This is a genomic window from Arthrobacter sp. Cza30 (assembly GCF_059090765.1).
Genome location: NZ_JBNHGA010000002.1, coordinates 719,990 through 740,427, shown reverse-complemented (window position 1 = coordinate 740,427; position 20,438 = coordinate 719,990). Strand labels below are relative to the sequence as shown.

Here is a 20,438-nt window from a genome sequence, read left to right as displayed (position 1 = left end):
CTCACGAGGCGGCCCGGGACCGCAGCTTGCGGACCGCACGCCGGCCCAGCCGTCCGACGTTGGCCAGCGGGCGGGCGGCCACAGCAGGCGGCAATCCGCCCGGCAGTTGAAGCTTGGTCAGCCGTCTCCGCTTGAAGTAGCGCATGTCGGGTCCGTCCTGGATGTGGTGCAGATAGGTTTCCGCGCTGGGGCGGACTGCTGCCAGCGTATCGGCCTGCATGCAGTAGGAGACGGCTTCGACCAACTGCTGCAGGCGTCCGGCAGGGGGAGTGTCTGCGGCCTCCTGGTCCGGGGCGTGGAAGTTCCGTTCCAGGATCGCGTCGATGATGGTGACCGGCACGCGGTTGCTGTTTTCGTACGGGGTCAGCCGCTCCAGCAGCAGTTCCGTTCCCACGGCCGCCGCCTCGATGCCGAACACGTACCTGGCGGTCATGAGGGCGGTGGAGAAACAGCTGACCACCAGCCGGGGCCGCAGGCGCTGCATCACCACTTCCGCGGGTACGGGGGACTCCAGGATCTCCAGCCGTACCCCGAGGTCCCCGGCCGCCGACTGGACGGAGCGCAGGGCTGCCGGTCCGGCGTTGGGATGGGGCTTGAAGATGCAGTGCCGGATGCCCCGCTCCAGGGCCTTTTCAATCATCCCGCGGTGCAGCGCCACTTCTTCCTCGGCGGACAGGATCCCGAGCTCGGACAGGTATTGGCCCAGCAGCAGCGCGCTGCCGGCGGCACCCGGCTGGGACGCCGGAAGCACCAGGGGCGGCACCGACCGGTCCAACTCCTCCATCGCGCGGCGCAGGGAGGCCGGATCCACCGGCAGCAGCTTGGGATCATGCTCGCGCAGCAACTGCGGGCGCAGCCCGGGGACGAGGTCCACGTACAGCAGGGAATCGAGCCGCTGGGCCACGGCCAGCGGGACGGGGTTGCGGGTGGGCCCGTAGCTCATCAGGCCGTCCGAGTGCACCGAGACGGTTGCCTGGGCGAAGGTCCGGGCCAGGGCGTTCGCAGGGTTGACCTGGATGGACTCGACGTAGAGATGGACCGGGTCGTCGCCCAGTTCCCATTCCGAGCGCAGCAGCCTTTGCCACAGATCCAGGTCTTGTTCGCGGGGATTGAACTGTCCCGGCCGCCGGGGCCAGAGCAGCTTGCCGAGGTCCACCACGCGGTCGAACCTGCCGGCAGCTTCGGCGAAGCCCGGCGACTCGTGGAACGGGACGGTGATCTCCGGAATCAAGGCGTTGTTGGTCAACACCAGGATGCGTTCGGCACCGGTGGCCGGAATGGTCCCGTCGTCCACGGCCGCGGCCAGCGAGACGACCTGGTAGAGCGTTGATACGACGAAAAGTTCTTTCACTTCGTGCTCCGGAGCAAAGGTGCCAACAACTCACGGCGTTTGGCATCGAGGTTTGTCACACTGCCCTGGACCACATCGGCGGGAAGCGTGCTAAGTGTTTGCCGTATGCCGGCGCGCAAACGGGCCCGGTAGGCGGCAGTCATCTCATTGGATCGCCGCAACTGATGACAGGCAATGGCGAGGAACTGTCTGGCCGCCTTCGCCCAAAACCGGGAAGCCTCAGGATCGGCAGCGACCAAGCGGAACACCTCTTGAAAACAGTGGATGAAGTCGAGCTGGCGGTCGTCGAAGACCTGCGTCAATGAAGTGGCCACACCGCGACGATAAAAAGCCCCCAGTTGGTCGCTGACGGCATAACTCGACGCCTTGAGGTGTAGTTGCCAAACCCAAGGCCTGTCTTCTGCGGTGTGCCGGCCCTCGGGAAATCGAAGCAGCCCGGAGTCGTTCAGTTTCCCGTCGAATATACCGAACGGCGGAAAACAATAGTCCACCATGGTCGACCGGTCATGGGGTGCTATGTCGTCACGAGGATTCAACCGCAAGCCCCGCTGCGCCTGCGGCGCTCTATGGACGGTGCGCACGCCGTCTGTATGGCGGATATGGTCCACGCGAAGGAAGTCCACGCCGAGATCGCGAATCTCAGAAGAAATTTTTGCTAAGTGGCCGGGGGCGTACCAGTCGTCGGGGTCGAGAAACGTGATGTAGCGGCCCGTGGCGTGGTCGAGGCCACGGTTGCGTGCGGACGCTACACCTGTCGCGGCGTCGTTGCGGAGGATCTGCAGGCCCGGGAGCCGGCCGGTGAAGGCGGCGGCCAGCTCCCCGGTCCCGTCGGTGGAACCGTCATCGATGACGATGATTTCCATGACCGAGGGATCATCGAACTGGCGGGTCAGGCTGGTCATCGCGTCACGGATGAAAGGGGCCTGGTCTTTCGCCGGGATGATGACGCTCAGTAATGGCTGGTTCATGGCGTGTGCTTAGCCGTCCACCCGGCGCAGGCGGGACAGCGGCGCCAGCTCGCCCGGGAAGACGCGCTTGACGCCGTCGCCCATGGCTTCTTCCAGGATCCGGATGTCGCGGATCAGCGCCTCGAAGCCCTTGGGCTCCAGCGAAGAGGCCTGGTCCGAGCCCCACATGGTCCGGTCCAGGGTGATGTGCCGTTCCACCGTCACCGCGCCCAGGGCCACGGCGGCCAGCGAGATCTGCAGGCCGCGTTCGTGCCCGGAGTAGCCCACCGGCACCTGGTAGCGCTCCTGCAGTGTGGTGATCATGCGCAGGTTCGCCTCTTCCGGCGGCAGCGGGTAGGTGGAGGTGGCGTGCATCAGGATCAGCTTGTCCGTGCCCAGGATTTCCACGGCCTTGTCGATCTGTTCGATCGTGGACATGCCGGTGGACAGGATCACCGGCTTGCCGGTCTCGCGCAGCGCGGTGAGCAGTTCGGTGTCGGTCACGGAGGCGGAGGCGACCTTGTGGGTCAGGGCTCCGGCTTCCTCCATGAACGCGACCGAGGGCACGTCCCACGGCGAGGCGAAGCAGTGCAGGCCCCGGTCGGCGGCGTGGGAGATGAGCTTCTGATAGATCGGCATGTCGAACTCGACCCGGTACCGGTAGTCCAGGTAGGTCATCTCGCCCCACGGGGTGGAGCGCATCTTGTCCCGCATGTCAGCGGGGGTGGAGATCTCCGGGGTGCGCTTCTGGAACTTGACCGCGTTCGCGCCGGCCTCGGCGGCGACATCGATCAGCTGCTTGGCGATCTCGATGTCGCCGTTGTGGTTGATGCCGATCTCGCCGATCACGTAAACCGGCTGCCCGGCACCGACCTGCACGTCGCCAATCGCGACGGGCGCCGGGGAACCGGCGGGAACATTGACGGAAACGATAGCTTCGGTAGTCATCTGTGCACTCTCTCTGGTTGTTGCTGTGGTGGCTTGTTGAAGGCGGCGCGGGCCGCCGGCACCGCTGTGGGCGGCGAGGATGAGTTCGCAGATCTCGCGGACCGCGCCCTCGCCGCCGTGATGCTGCAGCACGGTCCGTGCCGCGGCTTTGACCTCGGCGCGGGCGTCGCCCACAGCCACCGGCCAACCAACGACGCCCATGGCGGGCAGGTCGTTGACGTCGTTGCCCACGTAGGCAACCCGGTCCGGGTCCAACCGGTTCACGGCCATCCATTGGCGGACCGCTCCGGCCTTGTCCGAGACGTCCTGGAGGACGTCGATGCCGAGCTTCCCGGCCCGGGCGCTGACCACCTTGTTGCGTTCGGTGGACAAAATCAGTTGCGGAATTCCGGTGCTGCGCAGCCGGGAGATTCCCATGCCGTCCTCGCGGCTGACGCGGACGAACTCTTCGCCCTCGGCGTTCACGAAGGCGTGGTCGTCGGTGTGGACGCCGTCGAAGTCCATGACCAGGGCGTCAACGTCGACGGCGCCGGCCGCCGCGGCGCCCGCCGCCTCGGCGCATGCCGGGCCGGCCAGTGCCCGGACCACGGCCAGGTCTTCGGGCGAGTCGATTTCGATCGCCTGCCCGGCCGGCACTTCCTGCAGCTTCAGCCGGCCGAAGAAGCGGTGCCCGCGGTCGAGGAAGCCCGCGGTGCGCATGGCGTAGAACGCCCCTGTTTCGCGGTACTGCGGCCGGCGGTCCTGGCGGCGGGGCCGCACGTCGGCGCGGTGCCCGACGGCGGTGACGGCACCGTCGTCGTCAAGCGACCAATGGAACGCGTGGCTCTCGGTGACGGAGAAGGCGACGTCGGCGCGGTCTTCCAGCACGTCCAGGACTGCCCGGTCCAGGTGCTCCGGCTCGATGAACGGCGAGGTGCACTGCAGCAGGACGGTGACCGCCGGCTGCCGGGGCAGCGAGGCGAGCACGTGGAGCACGGCGGATTCGCTGCTGGCGGTGTCTCCGGAGAGCTCCGCGGGGCGGACGACGACGCGGGCGCCGCAACGTTCGGCTTCGGCCGCGATGTCCGGATGGTCGGTGCTGACCACCACGTCGGTCACCGACGGGGCCGCCAACGCACTGTCGATGGCGCGGGCCACTAGGCTCCGGCCGGCCACGGGCATCAAATTCTTGAACGGGATTCCCTTGGAACCGCCGCGGGCCGGGATGACGACCAGGACTTCCCGGGGATCGTTGTAACTCATTGGAGTCACGGTAGGAAGCACCGGTAACGGCCCGGGGTGGACCAGGTTACGGGAAGGCGTGCAGCAGCGGACGAAACGGGTAACCTGCCGCCGGGCCCGGATCAGCGGCCGCCGGGCCCCCGACAGTAGTCTTGGACCATGCCCGGGTCCCGCTCTTCGCGCCGCACGCCGCTGCGCATCGTGGTGCCCAGCCGGAACGACCCGTTCCTGAAGCAGTTCACCGAACTGGTGGGCGGACCGCTGGGCCGGCACAGCGCCCCGGGCCTGGTAGCGCCCGGATTTTTCACCGTGGAGCGGGTGCTGATCATCTTGACCACGGTCGCGGCGCTGCTTTCCGTCCTGGTCAAGACGCCGTGCCGGCTGGCCGGGTGGGAGCTGCCGGATTATTTCTACATGGGCTGCTACTCGGACTGGCCGGTGCTCTTCGAGTCCCGCGGGCTGGCCGGCGGAGTGATGCCGTTCGTCACCGCGGGAAGTTCCTTCGAGTACCCCGTGCTGCTGGGCCTGGTGGCCGGGGTCACGGCGTGGCTGGTTCCCGGCGAGGGCGCGTCCCCCGAACGGGCCTTGGCCTATTTCGATATCAACGCCACCCTGGTGGCCGTGGTTTGGCTGGTCACCGTCATCGCGACGGCGCGGATGAGCCACCGGCGGCCCTGGGACGCGGCGATGGTGGCGCTGGCACCGGGCATTGTGCTCGCCGGGACGATCAACTGGGACCTCTGGGCGGCAATGCTGGCGGCGCTGGCGATGCTCGCCTTCGCCCGGCGCCGCCCGGTCCTGGCCGGAGTGCTCATCGGCCTCGGCGCCGCGCTCAAGGTGTATCCGGTGCTGATCCTCGGTCCCATCCTGCTGCTGGCGGTGCGCACCGGCAGGTACCGCCCCCTGGCCCGGGCCGCGCTGGCGGCCGCCGCGGTATGGGTGGCGGTCAATCTGCCGTTCATGCTGCGCGACTTCGGCGGCTGGTTCCACTTTTTGGACTACAGCCGGCAGCGCGAAGCCGGTCACTCGTCCCTCTGGTACGCCTACAACCTGATGGCGCAGCGGCAGCAACTGCCCGTCCTCAGCCCCGAATTCATCAACGCCGCCTCCCTCCTGCTGTTCGCGGCCGCCTGCGCGGGCATCGCGCTCCTGGCCTGGGCGGCGCCGCGGCGCCCGCGGATGGCGTCGCTGGTGTTCCTCGTGGTGGCGGCCTTCGTGCTCACCAACAAGGTCTATTCGCCGCAGTTCGTGGTGTGGCTGGTCCCGCTGGCCGTGCTCGCCCATCCCCGCTGGCGCGACTTCCTGATCTGGCAGTTTTTCGAGGCGATGCACTGGTGGGCCACCTGGATGCATCTGGGCCAGGTGACGAGCGGCGGCGAAGCGGCACGCAACCTGGACACGCCGTACTACGTGCTGGCGGTCGTCGCCCATATAGCAGCAACGGCATACATAGCAGGGAAGGTGGTGCGTGCCATCTGGCTGCCGGAGCATGACCCGGTCCGCCGGGTGGACACCGACGACCCGCAGGGCGGCGACTACGACGAGGCGCCGGACAGGTTCACGCTGCCGTTGCCGGGTGCCGTCAGGGGGAGGGGCGCGGGCCCGGCAACCGCCGGCGGGAACGGGCAGGCCGAACATTCTTCGCCAGGCATAGATGCCGTGCGGCGGCCCTCGACCTGGCCCGGCCTTGCCGGTGAGGCCGCGCAGGCCACAAGGTTGAAGCCCCAGCGGGAAGGAGATCCAACGTGACGGACGTAGCGGTAGTCGGCGCCGGGCCGAACGGGTTGGCGGCGGCCGTGATCATGGCGCGTGCTGGCCTCGGAGTCACGGTCTTCGAGGCCGCAGCCACGCCCGGCGGGGGCTCCCGCACGGTGGAATTGATGGAACCGGGCCACTGGCACGACGTCTGTTCCGCGGTACACCCGATGGCGGCGGCCTCGCCGTTTTTCCGGGACTTCGGGCTGGACCAGCGGATCGAACTGCTGGTGCCGGAGGTCTCCTACGGACAGGTGATCGACGGGGCCGCCGCGGCGGTGGCCCACCGCGACCTCGACCGGACCGTGGCCGGACTGGGGGCCGACGGCGGCGCGTACCGGCAGCTGATGGAACCGCTCGTCGCGCGGACCGGCGCGCTGCTGGAGTTCACCATGGACCAGCTGCTCCAGGTGCCCGCGAGCCCGGTCACGGCCTTCCGGTACGGGCTCCGCACGCTGGAGCAGGGCTCTCCCGCCTGGAACCTGCGCTTCAACGAACAGTTCGCACCGGCGCTGCTGACCGGCGTCGCCGCGCACACCCCCGGCGGGGTGCGCCGCCTCTCGTCCGCGGGCGCGGGGTTGATGCTCGGCGCGCTCGCCCATGCCGTGGGCTTCCCTCTGCCCGCCCGGGGGTCGCAGGCCATCATCGACGCCATGGTCGAGGACCTGAAGGCCCACGGCGGCCGGCTCGAGACCGGGCACCGGGTCGCGTCGCTCGCCGAGCTGACCGACGCCGAGGCGGTGATGCTGGATACCTCGCCCACCGAACTGCTGCGGCTGGCCGGCGGCCGGCTCCCGTCCCGCTATGCGCGCGCCCTGCAGCGCTTCCGCTACGGACCCGGGGCGGCCAAGGTGGACTACATCCTGTCCGGGCCGGTTCCGTGGGCCCATCCGGACCTGCGCCTGGCAGGCACCGTTCATCTGGGCGGGACACGGGAACAGATGGCAGCCTCCGAGCGGGACATTGCCCGCGGCCGGCACTCGGAAGACCCGGTGATCCTGACCGCGCAGCCCGCCGTGGTCGATCCGTCCCGGGCGCCGGCCGGGCGCCACGTGCTCTGGACCTATTGCCACGTTCCGGGCGGTTCCACCCGGGACATGGAGCCGGTCATCACCGCTGCGCTGGAGCGCGCCGCCCCCGGCTTCACCGACTTGGTGGTGGATTCGGCCAGCATGTCCGCGGCGGACTACGAGGCCTACAATCCCAACTACGTCGGCGGCGACTTCGGAACCGGGGCCGTCAGCCTGCTGCAGCTCGCGGCGCGCCCGGTGCTGAGCCGGAAGCCCTGGCAGACCCCGCTGCACGGTGTCTACTTATGCTCGGCCGGGACACCGCCCGGCCCCGGCGTGCACGGCATGGCCGGCTACCGCGCCGCCGAGCTGGCCCTGCGGGAGCAATTCGGACTGGCTGTGCCGTCCCTGAGGCCGTAAGCCATGGAACAGCGGGCGGTGCCGGTGGAAGATGGTCCCATGGATCCTGTCGCCGCCCTGAACGAAATCGCCTTCTGGCTGGAGCGCGAACTCGCGCCCACGTACAAAGTGCAGGCGTTCCGGAAGGCGGCCGCCGTCGCCGGCGGGCTGGAGCCCGCCGAGCTGGCCGAGCGGGCGCGCACCGGCCGGCTGAAGAACATGAAAGGGATCGGCGCCAGCACCTTCGTGGTGATCCAGCAGGCGGTCGACGGCGAGGTCCCCGACTATCTGGCGAAGGTGCGGGAGCGCGCCGCGACACCCCTGGCCGAGGGCGGGCGCGAGCTGCACCAGGCCCTGCGCGGCGACCTCCACAGCCACAGCGACTGGTCCGACGGCGGCTCGCCGCCGGAAGCCATGGCCGATGCCGCCCGCTGGCTCGGCCGCGACTACCTTGCCCTGACCGACCACTCGCCGAACCTCACGGTCGCCAACGGCCTGAGCGCGGAGCGGCTGGCCCGGCAGCTTGAGCTGGTCGCGGAGCTCAACGATTCAGCCGACGCCTTCCGGGTGCTGACCGGGATCGAAGCCGACATTCTGGAGAACGGCCAACTGGACCAGTCACCGGAGATGCTCGACCGGCTGGACGTGGTGGTCGCCAGCGTGCATTCCAAGCTGAGGTCGGACCGGGGCACCATGACCCGCAGGATGCTCGGCGCCATCGAGAACCCGCGCACGAACGTGCTGGGCCACTGCACCGGGCGGCTGGTGAAGGGATCACGGGGAACCCGCCCGCAGTCGGAGTTCGACGCCGAACGGGTGTTCGCCGCCTGCGCCGAAAACAACGTTGCGGTCGAAATCAACTCCCGGCCCGAGCGGCAGGACCCTCCGGACGAGCTCATCCAGCTGGCCCTCGACGCCGGCTGCCTGTTCAGCATCGACAGCGACGCCCACGCGCCCGGGCAGCTGGACTTCCTCCACTACGGCGCCGAACGGGCCGCGGCAAACGGCGTCCCGGCCGAACGGATCATCACCACCTGGCCCGTGGAGCGCCTGCTCGAGTGGTGCCGCCAGGGCCGGTAGCCCGCCTGTAACTGCCTCCGACCCCGCCGGAAACGCCGACCGGGCCCGACGTCGGCAAGCCGCCCGGGCGTCCCCAAAACGGCGCCGCTTTAGCTATGGTCCTCAGTATGCTGAACAATTTTTCGAAGGCGCTCTTGGCGGTGCTGGCCATGCTGCTGATGACCTCCTGCGGGCTGCAGGTGCCGGCGGACCCGGAGGGGACGTTGGAGCGCATCAGCGGCGGTACCCTCCGGGTGGGCGTCTCGCACAACCCGCCCTGGACGGCAGTCCGGGACGGCGCGGAGCCCGCGGGTTCGGAGGCGGACCTGGTAAGGCAATTCGCCGCCGCCCGCGAAGCGACCGTCGCCTGGACAGCGGCCGGCGAGGAATCCCTGATGGGACAGCTCGAAGGCGGAGACCTGGACCTCGTCATCGGAGGCCTGACGAAAAAATCGCCGTGGTCGGACAAGGCCGCCCTGACCCAGCCCTACGCCGAGGGCCGCGCCCCCGACGGAGGCAAAGTGGAATACGTCATGGCCACCAGGATGGGCGAAAACGCCTTCCTGCGGGAACTGGAAACGTTTCTTCTCGACCGGAAGGGACGGGGATGAATACCAAATTCGGCCGGACCGAGCTGCCCGACGAGCAGGAAAAGGCCCTCCGGCGCGCTATCAGGCTCCAGTGGACCACCATCGCCGTGCTGGCGGTCTCCGTCACCCTGGTCGCCTTGGTCATGGGCAATTCGCAGGCGATGAAGGCGGCCTGGATCGAAGACATGCTCTCCCTCGCCCCGCCCATCGCGTTCCTGCTGGCGATGAAGATCATCAACCGGCCGCCCACCCGGAAGTACCCCTACGGGTACCACCGGTCGACCGGGATTGCGCATCTCGTGGCCGCGGTGGCCCTTTGCACCATGGGCGCGTTCCTGGTGGTCGACTCCGGCATGGGCCTGCTGAAAGGGGAGCACCCGCCCATCGGATCGGTCCAGCTGCTGGGCCATACCGTCTGGCTCGGCTGGCTTATGATGGCCGTCATGGCAGTGACCGCCGTCCCTCCGGTCCTGCTCGGCCGGGCCAAGGAAAAACTCGCCGAGCAACTGCATGACAAGGTCCTCTATGCCGATGCGGACATGAACAAGGCGGACTGGAAGACGGCCGTCGGCTCCATCGTCGGGGTCGCCGGCATCGGGATCGGTCTGTGGTGGGCCGACGCCGCCGCGGCGCTGTTCATCGCCGGGGGAATTTTGCGCGACGGCTACAAAAACATGCGGGGCTCCGTCACCGACCTGATGGACAGCCGGGCCACCACCTTTGACGACTCGGAGCCCCACCCGCTGATCGAACGCATCGATGATTATCTGCGCCAACTGGAATGGGTGGAAGAAGCGGGCTCGCGTGTCCGCGACCAGGGCCATGTGCTGCACGTTGAGGCCTTCGTCGTCCCCCGCGACGGACGCGTCCCCTCGGTCGATGTCCTCGAAGAGGCGCGGGACGGCTGCATCGATCTGCATTGGATGATCCACGACACGGTCCTGGTGCCGGTCTCCGAACTGCCCGAGGAAGCAGGCGGAGCATCGGAGCGCCAGTCCGAAAGGAACCTCTGAACGCTCCCCGTGCGGCGCGCCCCACCGTATATCGTGCAAGGAGGCCCTGCTGCCAGGGCCCAACAACATCACGACGGCGGCGCACGGCTGCCGCAAGGAGGTACAGATGCGTCTGGGGACAGTACGGCGGAACGGGACCACGCAGGCGTTCCGGCAGGACGGCGGCGTCACCGACTACCTGCCCGCCAGGGACGTCGGCGAACTGCTGAGGGGCGGGGACTGGCGGACCCTGCCCGGCGAGCGGGGCCCTGCGCCGGCGGCGTCGGAGCTGGACATGCCGATCCTGCATCCGGGCAAGATCCTCTGCGCCGGCCTGAACTATTACGCGCACGCCGAGGAAGTGGGCCAGGAGGTCCCCAAATACCCCACGATCTTCACCAAGTACCCGAACGCGCTGGTCGGCCCGGTGGACGACGTGGTGCTGCCCGCGGCCAGCACGAAGATCGACTGGGAGGCCGAGCTGACCGTGGTGATCGGTTCCCGGATCCGGTACGCCGATGCCGCCGCCGCCCGGGACGCGATCGCCGGCTACACGGTGATGAACGACGTCTCCGTCCGCGACTGGCAGGGCCGCACCTCGGAATGGTTCCAAGGCAAGAACTGGGACCGGATGACTCCGGTGGGCCCCGTCGTCGTCACGGCAGACGAGCTGGACCCGGAGGCAGGGCTGGCTGTGGAATGCGAGCTGGACGGCGTGTCCAAGCAGTCGGGCAACACGTCGGACCTGATCTTCTCCTGCGCGCAACTGGTGTCCTACGTCAGCCAGTTCATGACCCTGGAACCCGGTGACCTGCTGGCCACCGGCACCCCGGCCGGCGTGGGACTGGCCCGGAAACCGCGTGAATGGATTCCCGCCGGAGCGCAGCTGGTGACGAGGATCGAGGGAATCGGCGAATTGCATAACCGCTGCGTGGCCGAAGAGCCGCGCTGAAACGTCGAATTTCTCCCTCCGGCGTCCTAGGATCAAGGAGTGGCACAAACACGGCTGTTTGGGCGTGACCGGGAGGTGGCGCAGTGGCGCGACCTCGCCACTGCTGTGGAATCCGGCCGCAGCATCGAACTGACCGTCAGCGGCCCGTCCGGAATCGGCAAGACATCCCTGCTGGAGACGGTGTGCGCCGAGGCCTCCGCGCGCGGCTGGAAACTGCTGCGGGCGGCCGGCGCCGCCCGCCGTTCGCTGCCCGGATCCATGTTCTGGCAGTGGTTCGCGCCGCTGGCCCAGCAGGTGCCGGACCACGGCCCGCCGTTCGACGGGCAGGGCCGGGTGCTGCATTCCTTCCTGACCTACGCGGGCGGTCCGCTGCACAAGGACGCCCTGACCTATTCGGCCTCCTGGGTCCTGCGTTCGCTGGCCCAGGAGGGACCGGTGGCCGCCGTGGTGGACGACGCCCAGTGGCTGGACGAACTTTCGCTCCAGTCGCTGTCCGACATGGCGGGCCTGCTGATCGACGTCCCGCTGCTGCTGCTGCGCGGGGTGCGTACCGGCCAGGGTGCGGAGCGCGGCGACGGCATCCTGGCGGACTCTTTGCTGCTGGATGCCGACGACGGCGGTGCCCGGGGCAGCGCCGCCCGTGCCGACGGCCGCGTGCACTGGCCGCTGCAACCGCTGGACCGCCAGGCCGTGGCCGAGTGGACGGCCAACCGCCGGCCCGCCGCGGACCACGACGTGGCGGCGCGCATCCACGCGGCGGCGGGGGGAACGCCGTTCTATGTCCACGAGCTCCTGGAGGGCGGCGCCGGCCCAACTCTCGATACCGCCGCAATCGGCAAGGCCCAGGCGGAAGCCGCCGTCCTTCAAGACCGCCTCGACCGGCTCTCGGCGACCGAGCGCGCCGTGCTGGACGCCGTCGTCGTCCTGGGGGAGGACGCGAGCCACCAACTCTTGGCGCGCATGACGGGGCTGTCGGCGGCGGACCTGACCCCGGTGCTGAAACGCCTCGCCGCCGCGCGGTTCCTGAGCGCCCTGCGTCCCCGCCCGCGGATCCAGCACGCCCTGGTGGCCGAAGCGGTGCTCGCCTCGCTGGAGCCCAAACGGCAGGCCGAACTGCATGGCCGGGCGGCGGCCGCCCTGATCGCACAGGGCAGCGAGAGCGCCGTGGTGGCGGGCCACCTCCTGGCGACCGAACCGGGCGCCGACCCTGCCTCGGCCGAGATCCTGCTCGATGCCGCCGGGGGAGCCCGCCGGATCGGCGCGGCGGAGTTCGCCGTCCGGCTCATCGAACGGGCCATGGCGGAGAACGGGCTGGCACCGGAGCTGCAGCGCCGGATCGTGATTGAAGCGTCGCTGGCCCATCAGGCCGCCGGCCGCCTCCCGCAGGCGGAGGTCCTGGGACGACGGGCGCTGGCCATGACCCGAGGCACCCGGGCGCGCGTAGAGCTGCTGCTGGAGTTCGCCGAGGCCCGGTATTCGATCAACCGGATAGAGGAAAGTGCGCGTTACTACAGCCAGGCCCTGAGCGAATTGGACAACGACGGCGACCCGCACACCGAGCTCAGGCGGCGGGTGGTTGCGCTGGCGACAGGGGCGGGGTTCCAGCAGCTGCAGTTCTCGGCGGAGTACCGCCAGGAGCTGGCGAGCATCCTGGCGCAGGACCCGGCGCACGACGGCCCGAGCGACCGGCTTTTGCTGGTGCAGGAGGCGCTGCGGCTGACCGTGACCGGAATCGATGCCAAACGCAGCGGGGAACTGGCCCTGCGGGCGTGCGCCGGCGGAAAGCTGCTGGCGGAGGTCGGCGCGGAGTCCAACATCATCAATTACGCGACCGGTGCGCTCAACGGCTCGGAACAGGACGCCGCGGCCCTGGAGCTGCTGGACGCAGCCATCGCGGAGGCGCGGGCCAACTCCTCGCCGATGGCGAACGCCACCCTGACCTACTGCCGCGGCGCCATCCACTTGAACCGGGGGCGGCTGCGGCTGGCCCAGATGGACCTGGAAACGAGCATGCAGGCGGCAGACACCGGCTGGCGGACGTACCTGGAGGTAGCCTGCGTGACGCTGGCCGAGGTCTACCTTGCCCGGGACGACCTGGCCGCCGCCGACGCCCTGCTGAAGCGGGTCCCGCTGGCGGAAGAGCGCGTGCCGCTGGTCCAGGCGATGGCGCTCCAGCTGCACGGAGTGGTGGCCGCCGGACACGGCGACCACCAGCTGGCGCTCGAGTACTTCGCCACCGCCATGGACCTCGGCGCCGGCCTGGGCCCGACACTGAACCTGTGGACGCGCAGCGCCATCGAATCCGCCGCCCGTGCCGGGCAGGCCGAATACGCCGCCGCGGTTGCCGCCGAACTGCTCCAGGAGGTCCGCTCCTTCGGCGCCCCACGCCTGACCGGCACGGTGCTGCGGGCCGCCGCGCTGGCCGAGCCCGGGCCGGGCGCCGTCGTCATGCTGCGCGAAGCCATCTCGCTCCTCGAAGCCCACGAGGGCCGCTACCAGCTGGCGCTGGCCCTGGCCGACCTGGCCGAGATCTGCCTGCAGCCGGCGCAGGCCGACGCGCTGGCGGTGTTCAGGACGGAAGCGCTGGCGGCGGCGCGCAAGGCGCTGGTCCTGGGCAACCGGATCGGGGCCGCCGCAGTGGCCCGGCGCATGACCCGCCTGCTCGCGCAGCAGGATCACCACCTGCCGCTGATCGCGGAGAACAAGGCCGACCGGCTGACGCCGGCCGAGTACCGGGTCTGCTCCCTGGCGGCCAAGGGGCTCACGAACCGCAAGATCGCGGCCGAACTGTTCATCACCATCAAGGCGGTGGAGTGGCACCTGTCCCGGTCGTTCGCCAAGCTCGGGATTGCGTCCCGCAAGGAACTGGCGGCCGTGCTGGACCGGCAGGACTGAACCCCGCCAGGGGGCTGGCGCAGCGGCACACCCTAGGTTTTCCTAACTAGGGTGGATTGATCTGGCAAACCGACGCCGCCGGGACCATGATTGAAGGTGTCAGCAACCGGAACGGGAGACCACACCGGAGGCGGCGGCACCAGGATCCGTGTTGGGGGGACCTGCCTTCGGGCGGTGGATCCGATGCCGCACACGAAATGGCTCGAAGTGAGTTGGCTAATGGGGAGGCCTGACTTTGAGCCATTTCGTATGCCCGCGGCCATGACAGACTGGATCCGTGGCCCATCTCGACGTCTCCAACATCGCCTATTTCCTCTCCGACGGCCGCCAGCTGCTCAACGGCGTCGGCTTCAAGGTCGGCGACGGCGCCAAAACCGCGCTGATCGGACCCAACGGCACCGGCAAGACCACCCTGCTGCGGATCATCGCCGGCGACATCGCCCCGGACGAGGGCGCCGTGGCACGCTCCGGCACCATGGGCATCATGCGGCAGTTCGTCGGCCAGGTCCGGGACGGGACCACGGTTCGCGACCTTCTGGTCGGCGCCGCCCCGCCGGCCCTCGCCGCCGCGGCACGGGCAGTGGATGAAGCCGAACTGGCCATGATGGAGCACGACGACGAGCCCACCCAGATGCGGTACGCGCAGGCGCTCGCGGACTGGGGCGACGCCGGCGGCTACGAGCAGGAGACCGTCTGGGACGAGGTCACCACGGCCGCCCTGGGCGTGCCCTTCGACCGCGCGCAGCACCGAACCGCATCGACCCTGTCCGGCGGCGAACAAAAGCGCCTGGTGCTGGAAGCACTCTTCGCCGGCCCGGACGAGTTGCTGCTGCTGGACGAACCGGACAACTATCTGGACGTGCCCGGCAAGCGCTGGCTGGAAGAGAAGCTGCGGGAATCCCGGAAGTCGGTGCTGTTCGTCAGCCACGACCGTGAACTGCTGGCCAATGCCGCCACCAGGATCGTCACGCTCGAACCCGGCGCGCTCGGGGCCACCGCCTGGGTTCACGGCGGCGGCTTCGAGAGCTACCTGCAGGCCCGGGACGACCGCAACGCCCGCTTCGAAGAACTGCGCAAGCGGTGGGACGAGGAGCACGCCAAGCTCAAGGAGCTGGTGAACATGTACAAGAACAAGGCCGCGTTCCGCTCCGACATGGCCAACCGGTACCACGCCGCCCAGACCCGGCTGGAGAAGTTTCTGGAGGCCGGGCCGCCGGAGGCCGTGCCGATCGAACAGAACGTGCAGATGCGGCTCAAAGGCGGGCGGACGGCCAAGCGGGCAGTGGTGGCCACCAAGCTGGAGCTCACGGGCCTGATGAAGCCGTTCAGCACCGAGATCTGGTTCGGCGACCGGGTGGGGGTGCTGGGGTCCAACGGCTCGGGCAAGTCCCACTTCCTGCGCCTGCTGGCCGGCGGCGGCACCGACCCGGAGAAGGAGCACCTGCCGGTCTCCGAGGTGCAGATTCCCGACGTGCCGCACGCCGGCACGGTCAAGCTCGGGGCCAGGATCCGTCCCGGCTTCTTTGCCCAGACCCACATCCGCCCCGACCTGCTGGGCCGTTCCCTGGTGGACATCCTGCACCGCGGCGACGACCACCGCTCCGGACTGGGACGCGAGGCCGCGGCCGCCGTCCTGGACCGCTACGGCCTGGCCCGGCAGGCGGAACAGCTGTACGACTCGCTCTCCGGCGGCCAGCAGGCCCGGCTGCAGATCCTGTTGCTGGAACTCTCCGGCGCCACCCTGCTGCTGCTCGACGAGCCGACCGACAACCTGGACCTGCATTCCGCGGAGGCGTTGGAGCGGGCCATCGACGCCTTCGAAGGCACGGTGCTGGCCGTCACCCACGACCGCTGGTTCGCGCGCAGCTTCGACCGGTTCCTGGTCTTCGGCACCGACGGCAGGGTCTACGAGAGCGAAACCCCGGTCTGGGACGAGGAACGCGTTGTCCGGGAGCGCTGAGCCGCCGGGTGTCGGGGAGAACGTCGAGCGGAGCAAGGCCCTGAAGCGCGGGCCCGGCACACCCGGCCCGGTCCGCGCCGCCACCTACGCGACCTTCGCCATCTTCGGGCTCAACGGGCTGGTCTTCGCCAGCTGGGCGGCCCGCATCCCGGCGGCCGCGGCGACCCTGAACATCAGCGCCGGCAGCATCGGCGCGCTGCTGCTGGCCCTCGGCCTCGGCTCGGTCATCTCGCTGCCCCTGGCCGGCCCGCTCGCCGCCAGGATCGGCACGGCCAACAGCGTCCGCGCCGGCGGGCTGATCGCGGCCGCCAGCGCCGCCGGACTCGCCGCCGCACTGGCGGCCGGCTCCTTTCCCGCCGCCGCCGCGGCGCTGTTCTGCTACGGCGTGGGCGTGGCCTGGTGGGACGTGGCGCAGAACATCGAAGGCGCCGACGTCGAGCGGAAGCTGCTGCGCACGATCATGCCGAAGTTCCACGCCGCCTTCAGCCTGGGCGCTTTCGCCGGAGCCATGGTCGGCGCCTGGCTCTCCGTGCTCGGAGTATCGCTGGCCGCCCATCTGGCGGTGCTGGCGGTGGTGGTCGCGGCCGCTACGTGGGTGGTGCCGCGGGCCTTCCTGCCCCACCGGCCCCAGCATGACGACGACGGCGGGGCCCGCCCCGGCCGCTTCGCCGCCTGGCGGGAACGGCGCACGGTGCTGATCGGCGTCGTCGTCCTCGGGGCCGCCCTGACCGAGGGCGCCGCCAACGACTGGATCGCCCAGGCCACCGTCGTCGGGCTCGGCGCCACCGAGGCGACGGGCGCGGTCATGTTCGGGGTCTTCGTGGCCGCCATGACGCTGCTGCGCCTGGCCGGCGGGCGGTTCATCGACCGCTGGGGACGCGTGGCCGTGCTGCGGGTCAGCCTGGGCACGGCCCTGGCCGGCCTGCTGCTCTTCGTGCTGGCGCCGAACCTGCCGCTGGCCTTTGCCGGGGCCGTGCTCTGGGGCGCCGGCGCCGCGCTGGGCTTCCCGATGGGCATGTCCGCGGCCGCGGACGATCCCGCCCGGGCCGCGGGCCGGGTGTCGGTGGTCTCCACCCTGGGCTATGTGGCGTTCCTGGCCGGCCCACCTTTCCTCGGCTTCCTGGGCGAACAGGTGGGCCTCCGCAACGCCCTCCTGGCCGCCGCCGCGGTGATGGTCGCCTCGCTGCTGACCGCCCCCGCCGCCCGCGAACAGCGCCGGCCCCGGAGCTAGGCGCACGCAGACGCCACCCGCGAACAGCGCGGGCCCCGGACCCCCAGGCGCGGCCACGCAAACTCCGCGGCCCGCCCAAGGTGCGGCGCAGCGCAGGTTCGGCCCGCAGCCCCGCATACAAATTTTTTGCTGGAAATTATCCGGCCCCGGATCCATCCTTGAAGAACCCCAAAACGGGGGGCCTTCAATCGCAGGAGGCAAGGGCCATGAGCAATCAACCGGACGATTCGGGGATCAAGGCAAAGCACCGGGCCATGTGGGCCCTCGGCGACTATCCCGCCGTCGCCACCGAGGTGATCCCGGCGCTGGGCACCGCTCTCGTCGAGGCCAGCAGCATCCGGAAGGGCGACCGTGTTCTGGACATTGCCGCCGGTTCCGGCAACGCGGCCATCCCCGCGGCGCAGGCAGGGGCACAGGTCACCGCGGCCGACCTCACTCCCGAACTGTTTGAGAAAGGGCGCCGGCTGGCCGAAGAGGCAGGCGTCTCCGTGGACTGGCAGGAGGCCGACGCCGAGAACCTTCCGTTCGGCGACGGTGCTTTCGATGCCGCGATCTCCTGCGTGGGGATCATGTTCGCCCCCAACCACCAGGCCAGTGCCGACGAACTCGTCCGCGTGCTGCGGCCCGGCGGCACGATCGCCCTCGCCAACTGGACGCCGGAAGGCTTCATTGGCCAGATGTTTGCGACCATGAGGCCTTACGCACCCCCGCCTCCTCCGGGGGCGCAACCCCCGCCGCTGTGGGGCAACCAGCAGCACGTGCTGGACCTGCTCGGGGACCGGGCCACCGACGTCGTGGCCAGGCGCGAAAAGCTGCCGGTCGACAGGTTCGCCACCGCCGCGGAGTTCCGCGACTTCTTTAAGGCCACCTATGGCCCCACCATCAACACGTACCGCTACATTGCGGACCAACCCGACCGGGTCCAAACCCTCGACGAGGAACTCGAAGAACTGGCCCGCCGACACGATCTCGGCGACGGCCGGATGGAATGGGAGTATCTGTTGTTCACGGCCCGCAAGAAGTGATTGCGCTGGAGGCGGCCGGGAAGCGGGATCGGTGCCTCCGGGCCGTTTCCGTCGCGGGATGCTGTTCGGAAACCGGTTTCGGTTACTAGACTGTGGCCATGGCTGCTGCATTGGTTCGTCCCCGGAACGGCAAGCTGATCGCCGGTGTCTGCGCGGCCCTGGCCGCCCGCTTCGGCCTGCCGAAAGTGCTGGTGCGTCTCGGGTTCGTGATTTTCGGACTGGTCGGTGTCGGGGAACTGGTGTACATCGCGCTGTGGATCATGATCCCCAAGGCTCAGGTGTAGCTTCGCGCAGGGCTACTCGACGAGCTTGCCGGCCATCGAGTCGTCGGCGTCGGCTTCGGCTAGGGACCGGAAGGAGTCCGGGGCAGGGGGCAGGGCCTCGAAGCTGACTCCCTCGGTCGGGGACCACACGAAGTTGCCCTGCAGTGAGGGATCCATCTCGGGGAAGTCCGCACGGTTGTGGCAGCCCCGCGTCTCCCGCCGCTCGAGGGCGCACTCGAGCGTGGCCCGGGCCGCGAGGAGGGAGCCCAGCAGGTCGTAGGCGTGCGCGAGGTCGTCGAACCCGGCGATGTCCGGGTGCGCGGTGACGTGGCGCGCGCGTTCTTCGAGGGCGGCAAGCCTGTTCAGGCCGTCCTGCAGCCCCTGCCCGGTGCGCACGACGCCGGCGTGCTCGGTCATCAGGTTGCGCACTTCGCGCTGCAGCCGCCGGGCCGACTCAGTCCCGCGCTCACTGAGCAGGGCCTGCATCTCGGTGCGGGCGGACTCGACGGCGGAGGGGTCCCGGCGGACAGTGGTGCGGGAGGCGGCGTACTCTGCGGCGTGCCCGCCGGTGATGCGTCCGTAGACGAGCAGTTCGATCAGCGAATTTCCGCCCAGGCGGTTCGCCCCGTGCAGGCCCGAGGACGCCTCGCCGATGGCGTACAGCCCGTCCACGCCGGTGCCATGGTCCTCCGGGGCCACCCACACCCCGCCCATGGAGTAGTGCGCGGTCGGGGCGATCTCCATTTTCGTGGTCGTGATGTCCACCATCTGCAGGTCGATCAAGGTTCGGTAGACCCGCGGCAGCTTCTGCAGGATAACCTCCCGGGGCAGATGGGACACGTCCAGATAGACCCCGCCCTTCTCGGTTCCCCGGCCCGAGGCGATCTCGGTATATCCGGCCAGGGCCACCCGGTCGCGGGTGGAGAGCTCCATGCGTTCGGGATCGTAGCGCTCCATGTAGCGCTCGCCGAGCGCGTTGGTGAGGATGCCGCCTTCGCCGCGTGCTGCCTCCGAGACAAGGGTGCCGGCAGCATCGTCGGGCTCCAGCAGTCCGGAGGGGTGGAACTGGACCAGCTCGGCGTCCCGGATCCGGGCTCCGGCCAGGGCCGCCAGGCGGAAGGAGTCGCCGGTGTTCTCGTCCCGCCGGGAGGAGGTGTGGCGCCAGATGCGGGTGTGCCCGCCGGCGGCCAGGATCACCGCGTCGGCGTGGATCTGCACGGGCGTGCCGTCCACGATGTCGAACCCGTACGCCCCGAAGATGGTACCGTCCGCCACCAGCAGGCGGGTGATGTAGATGCTGTCGATGATCTGCACGTTCAGTTCGGCCGCGCGGCGCATCAGGGTGCGCTGGATCTCCAGGCCGGTGTAGTCGCCGGCGTAGGCAGTACGGCGGTACTTATGGGCGCCGAAGAAGCGCTGGGAAATCCGCCCGTCTTCCTCCCGGGCGAAAGGCATTCCCCACCTCTCCAGGTCCTCGATGCCGCCGGCCGCATTGCGCGCCACGGTTTCCACGATGGCCGGATCGGCCAGGAAATAGGACTCGCGCAAGGTGTCGGCGGCGTGCTGCTGCCAGCTGTCCTCGGGATCCATGGTGGCCAGGGCGGCGTTGATGCCGCCGGCCGCCAGCGTGGTGTGGGCGTCGTGCTTGCGCCGCTTGCCCACCGCCAGCACCTGGACCCCGCGCTGTGCCAGTTCGATCGAGGCGCGCAATCCGGCACCACCGGTACCGATGACGAGGACAGAGGTGGACAACAGTCGCTCGGCGGCGTGCTTTGTGCTCATATCTCCCATGCTAGGAAGGCGGGTATCATGAGTCCAATGCATTGTTCAACTGACCCTG

15 protein-coding genes and 1 pseudogene are annotated in these 20,438 nt (G+C 69.5%); 11 read left to right on the top strand and 5 right to left on the bottom strand.

What is annotated here, in order from left to right; genetic code table 11:
- Nucleotide 1: 1 nt before the first annotated feature.
- The 4 genes and pseudogenes from AC5RVZ_RS08725 to AC5RVZ_RS08710 form a co-directional block, all read right to left on the bottom strand.
- Nucleotides 2-1,351, bottom strand: a complete 1,350-nt coding sequence (locus tag AC5RVZ_RS08725) for a polysialyltransferase family glycosyltransferase (protein WP_494065351.1) — start codon at nt 1,349-1,351, stop codon at nt 2-4.
- Entirely contained in the window at nt 1,348-2,319 is a 972-nt protein-coding gene (locus tag AC5RVZ_RS08720; protein ID WP_494065350.1) for a glycosyltransferase family 2 protein, read from the bottom strand. Before AC5RVZ_RS08720 ends, AC5RVZ_RS08725 begins: the two co-directional genes overlap by 4 nt.
- Before the next feature lie 9 nt (nt 2,320-2,328).
- Complete coding sequence (locus tag AC5RVZ_RS08715; protein ID WP_494065517.1) at nt 2,329-3,246, bottom strand: N-acetylneuraminate synthase family protein; 918 nt, start codon at nt 3,244-3,246, stop codon at nt 2,329-2,331.
- 114 nt (nt 3,247-3,360) lie between these two features.
- A pseudogene (locus AC5RVZ_RS08710) lies at nt 3,361-4,488 on the bottom strand (cytidylyltransferase domain-containing protein); the annotation flags it as partial.
- Nucleotides 4,489-4,626: 138 nt separating this feature from the next.
- Between AC5RVZ_RS08710 and AC5RVZ_RS08705 the strand changes: the two are divergent.
- From AC5RVZ_RS08705 to AC5RVZ_RS08655, 11 genes are all read left to right on the top strand, one after another.
- The gene (locus AC5RVZ_RS08705) at nt 4,627-6,216 is read left to right on the top strand and encodes a glycosyltransferase family 87 protein (RefSeq protein ID WP_494065349.1); all 1,590 of its coding nucleotides are present in this window, start codon (nt 4,627-4,629) and stop codon (nt 6,214-6,216) included.
- Nucleotides 6,213-7,652: a phytoene desaturase family protein gene (locus AC5RVZ_RS08700; protein ID WP_494065348.1), complete on the top strand. Its 1,440-nt coding sequence runs from the start codon at nt 6,213-6,215 to the stop codon at nt 7,650-7,652. Before AC5RVZ_RS08705 ends, AC5RVZ_RS08700 begins: the two co-directional genes overlap by 4 nt.
- A gap of 39 nt (nt 7,653-7,691) precedes the next feature.
- Nucleotides 7,692-8,711 carry a PHP domain-containing protein gene (locus AC5RVZ_RS08695; protein WP_494065347.1) on the top strand — a complete coding sequence of 340 codons (1,020 nt, stop codon included), beginning with the start codon at nt 7,692-7,694 and terminating at the stop codon, nt 8,709-8,711.
- 107 nt (nt 8,712-8,818) lie between these two features.
- The gene (locus AC5RVZ_RS08690; protein ID WP_494065346.1) at nt 8,819-9,301 is read left to right on the top strand and encodes a transporter substrate-binding domain-containing protein; all 483 of its coding nucleotides are present in this window, start codon (nt 8,819-8,821) and stop codon (nt 9,299-9,301) included.
- On the top strand, nt 9,298-10,293 hold the full coding sequence (locus AC5RVZ_RS08685) for a cation diffusion facilitator family transporter (RefSeq protein WP_494065345.1): 996 nt from the start codon (nt 9,298-9,300) through the stop codon (nt 10,291-10,293). The genes AC5RVZ_RS08690 and AC5RVZ_RS08685 overlap by 4 nt, the downstream gene beginning before the upstream one ends.
- Nucleotides 10,294-10,399: 106 nt before the next feature.
- Complete coding sequence (locus AC5RVZ_RS08680; RefSeq protein ID WP_494065344.1) at nt 10,400-11,224, top strand: fumarylacetoacetate hydrolase family protein; 825 nt, start codon at nt 10,400-10,402, stop codon at nt 11,222-11,224.
- A gap of 39 nt (nt 11,225-11,263) precedes the next feature.
- On the top strand, nt 11,264-14,119 hold the full coding sequence (locus AC5RVZ_RS08675) for a helix-turn-helix transcriptional regulator (RefSeq protein ID WP_494065343.1): 2,856 nt from the start codon (nt 11,264-11,266) through the stop codon (nt 14,117-14,119).
- 277 nt (nt 14,120-14,396) lie between these two features.
- Entirely contained in the window at nt 14,397-16,079 is a 1,683-nt protein-coding gene (locus tag AC5RVZ_RS08670) for an ABC-F family ATP-binding cassette domain-containing protein (RefSeq protein ID WP_494065342.1), read from the top strand.
- Between the two features lie 40 nt (nt 16,080-16,119).
- On the top strand, nt 16,120-17,310 hold the full coding sequence (locus AC5RVZ_RS08665) for an MFS transporter (RefSeq protein WP_494065516.1): 1,191 nt from the start codon (nt 16,120-16,122) through the stop codon (nt 17,308-17,310).
- 206 nt (nt 17,311-17,516) lie between these two features.
- Complete coding sequence (locus tag AC5RVZ_RS08660) at nt 17,517-18,335, top strand: class I SAM-dependent methyltransferase (protein ID WP_494065341.1); 819 nt, start codon at nt 17,517-17,519, stop codon at nt 18,333-18,335.
- 98 nt (nt 18,336-18,433) lie between these two features.
- Nucleotides 18,434-18,619, top strand: a complete 186-nt coding sequence (locus AC5RVZ_RS08655) for a PspC domain-containing protein (protein WP_494065340.1) — start codon at nt 18,434-18,436, stop codon at nt 18,617-18,619.
- Nucleotides 18,620-18,631: 12 nt separating this feature from the next.
- On the opposite strand, the gene AC5RVZ_RS08650 is transcribed toward AC5RVZ_RS08655, so the two are convergent.
- The gene (locus AC5RVZ_RS08650; RefSeq protein ID WP_494065339.1) at nt 18,632-20,380 is read right to left on the bottom strand and encodes an L-aspartate oxidase; all 1,749 of its coding nucleotides are present in this window, start codon (nt 20,378-20,380) and stop codon (nt 18,632-18,634) included.
- Nucleotides 20,381-20,438: the final 58 nt, after the last annotated feature.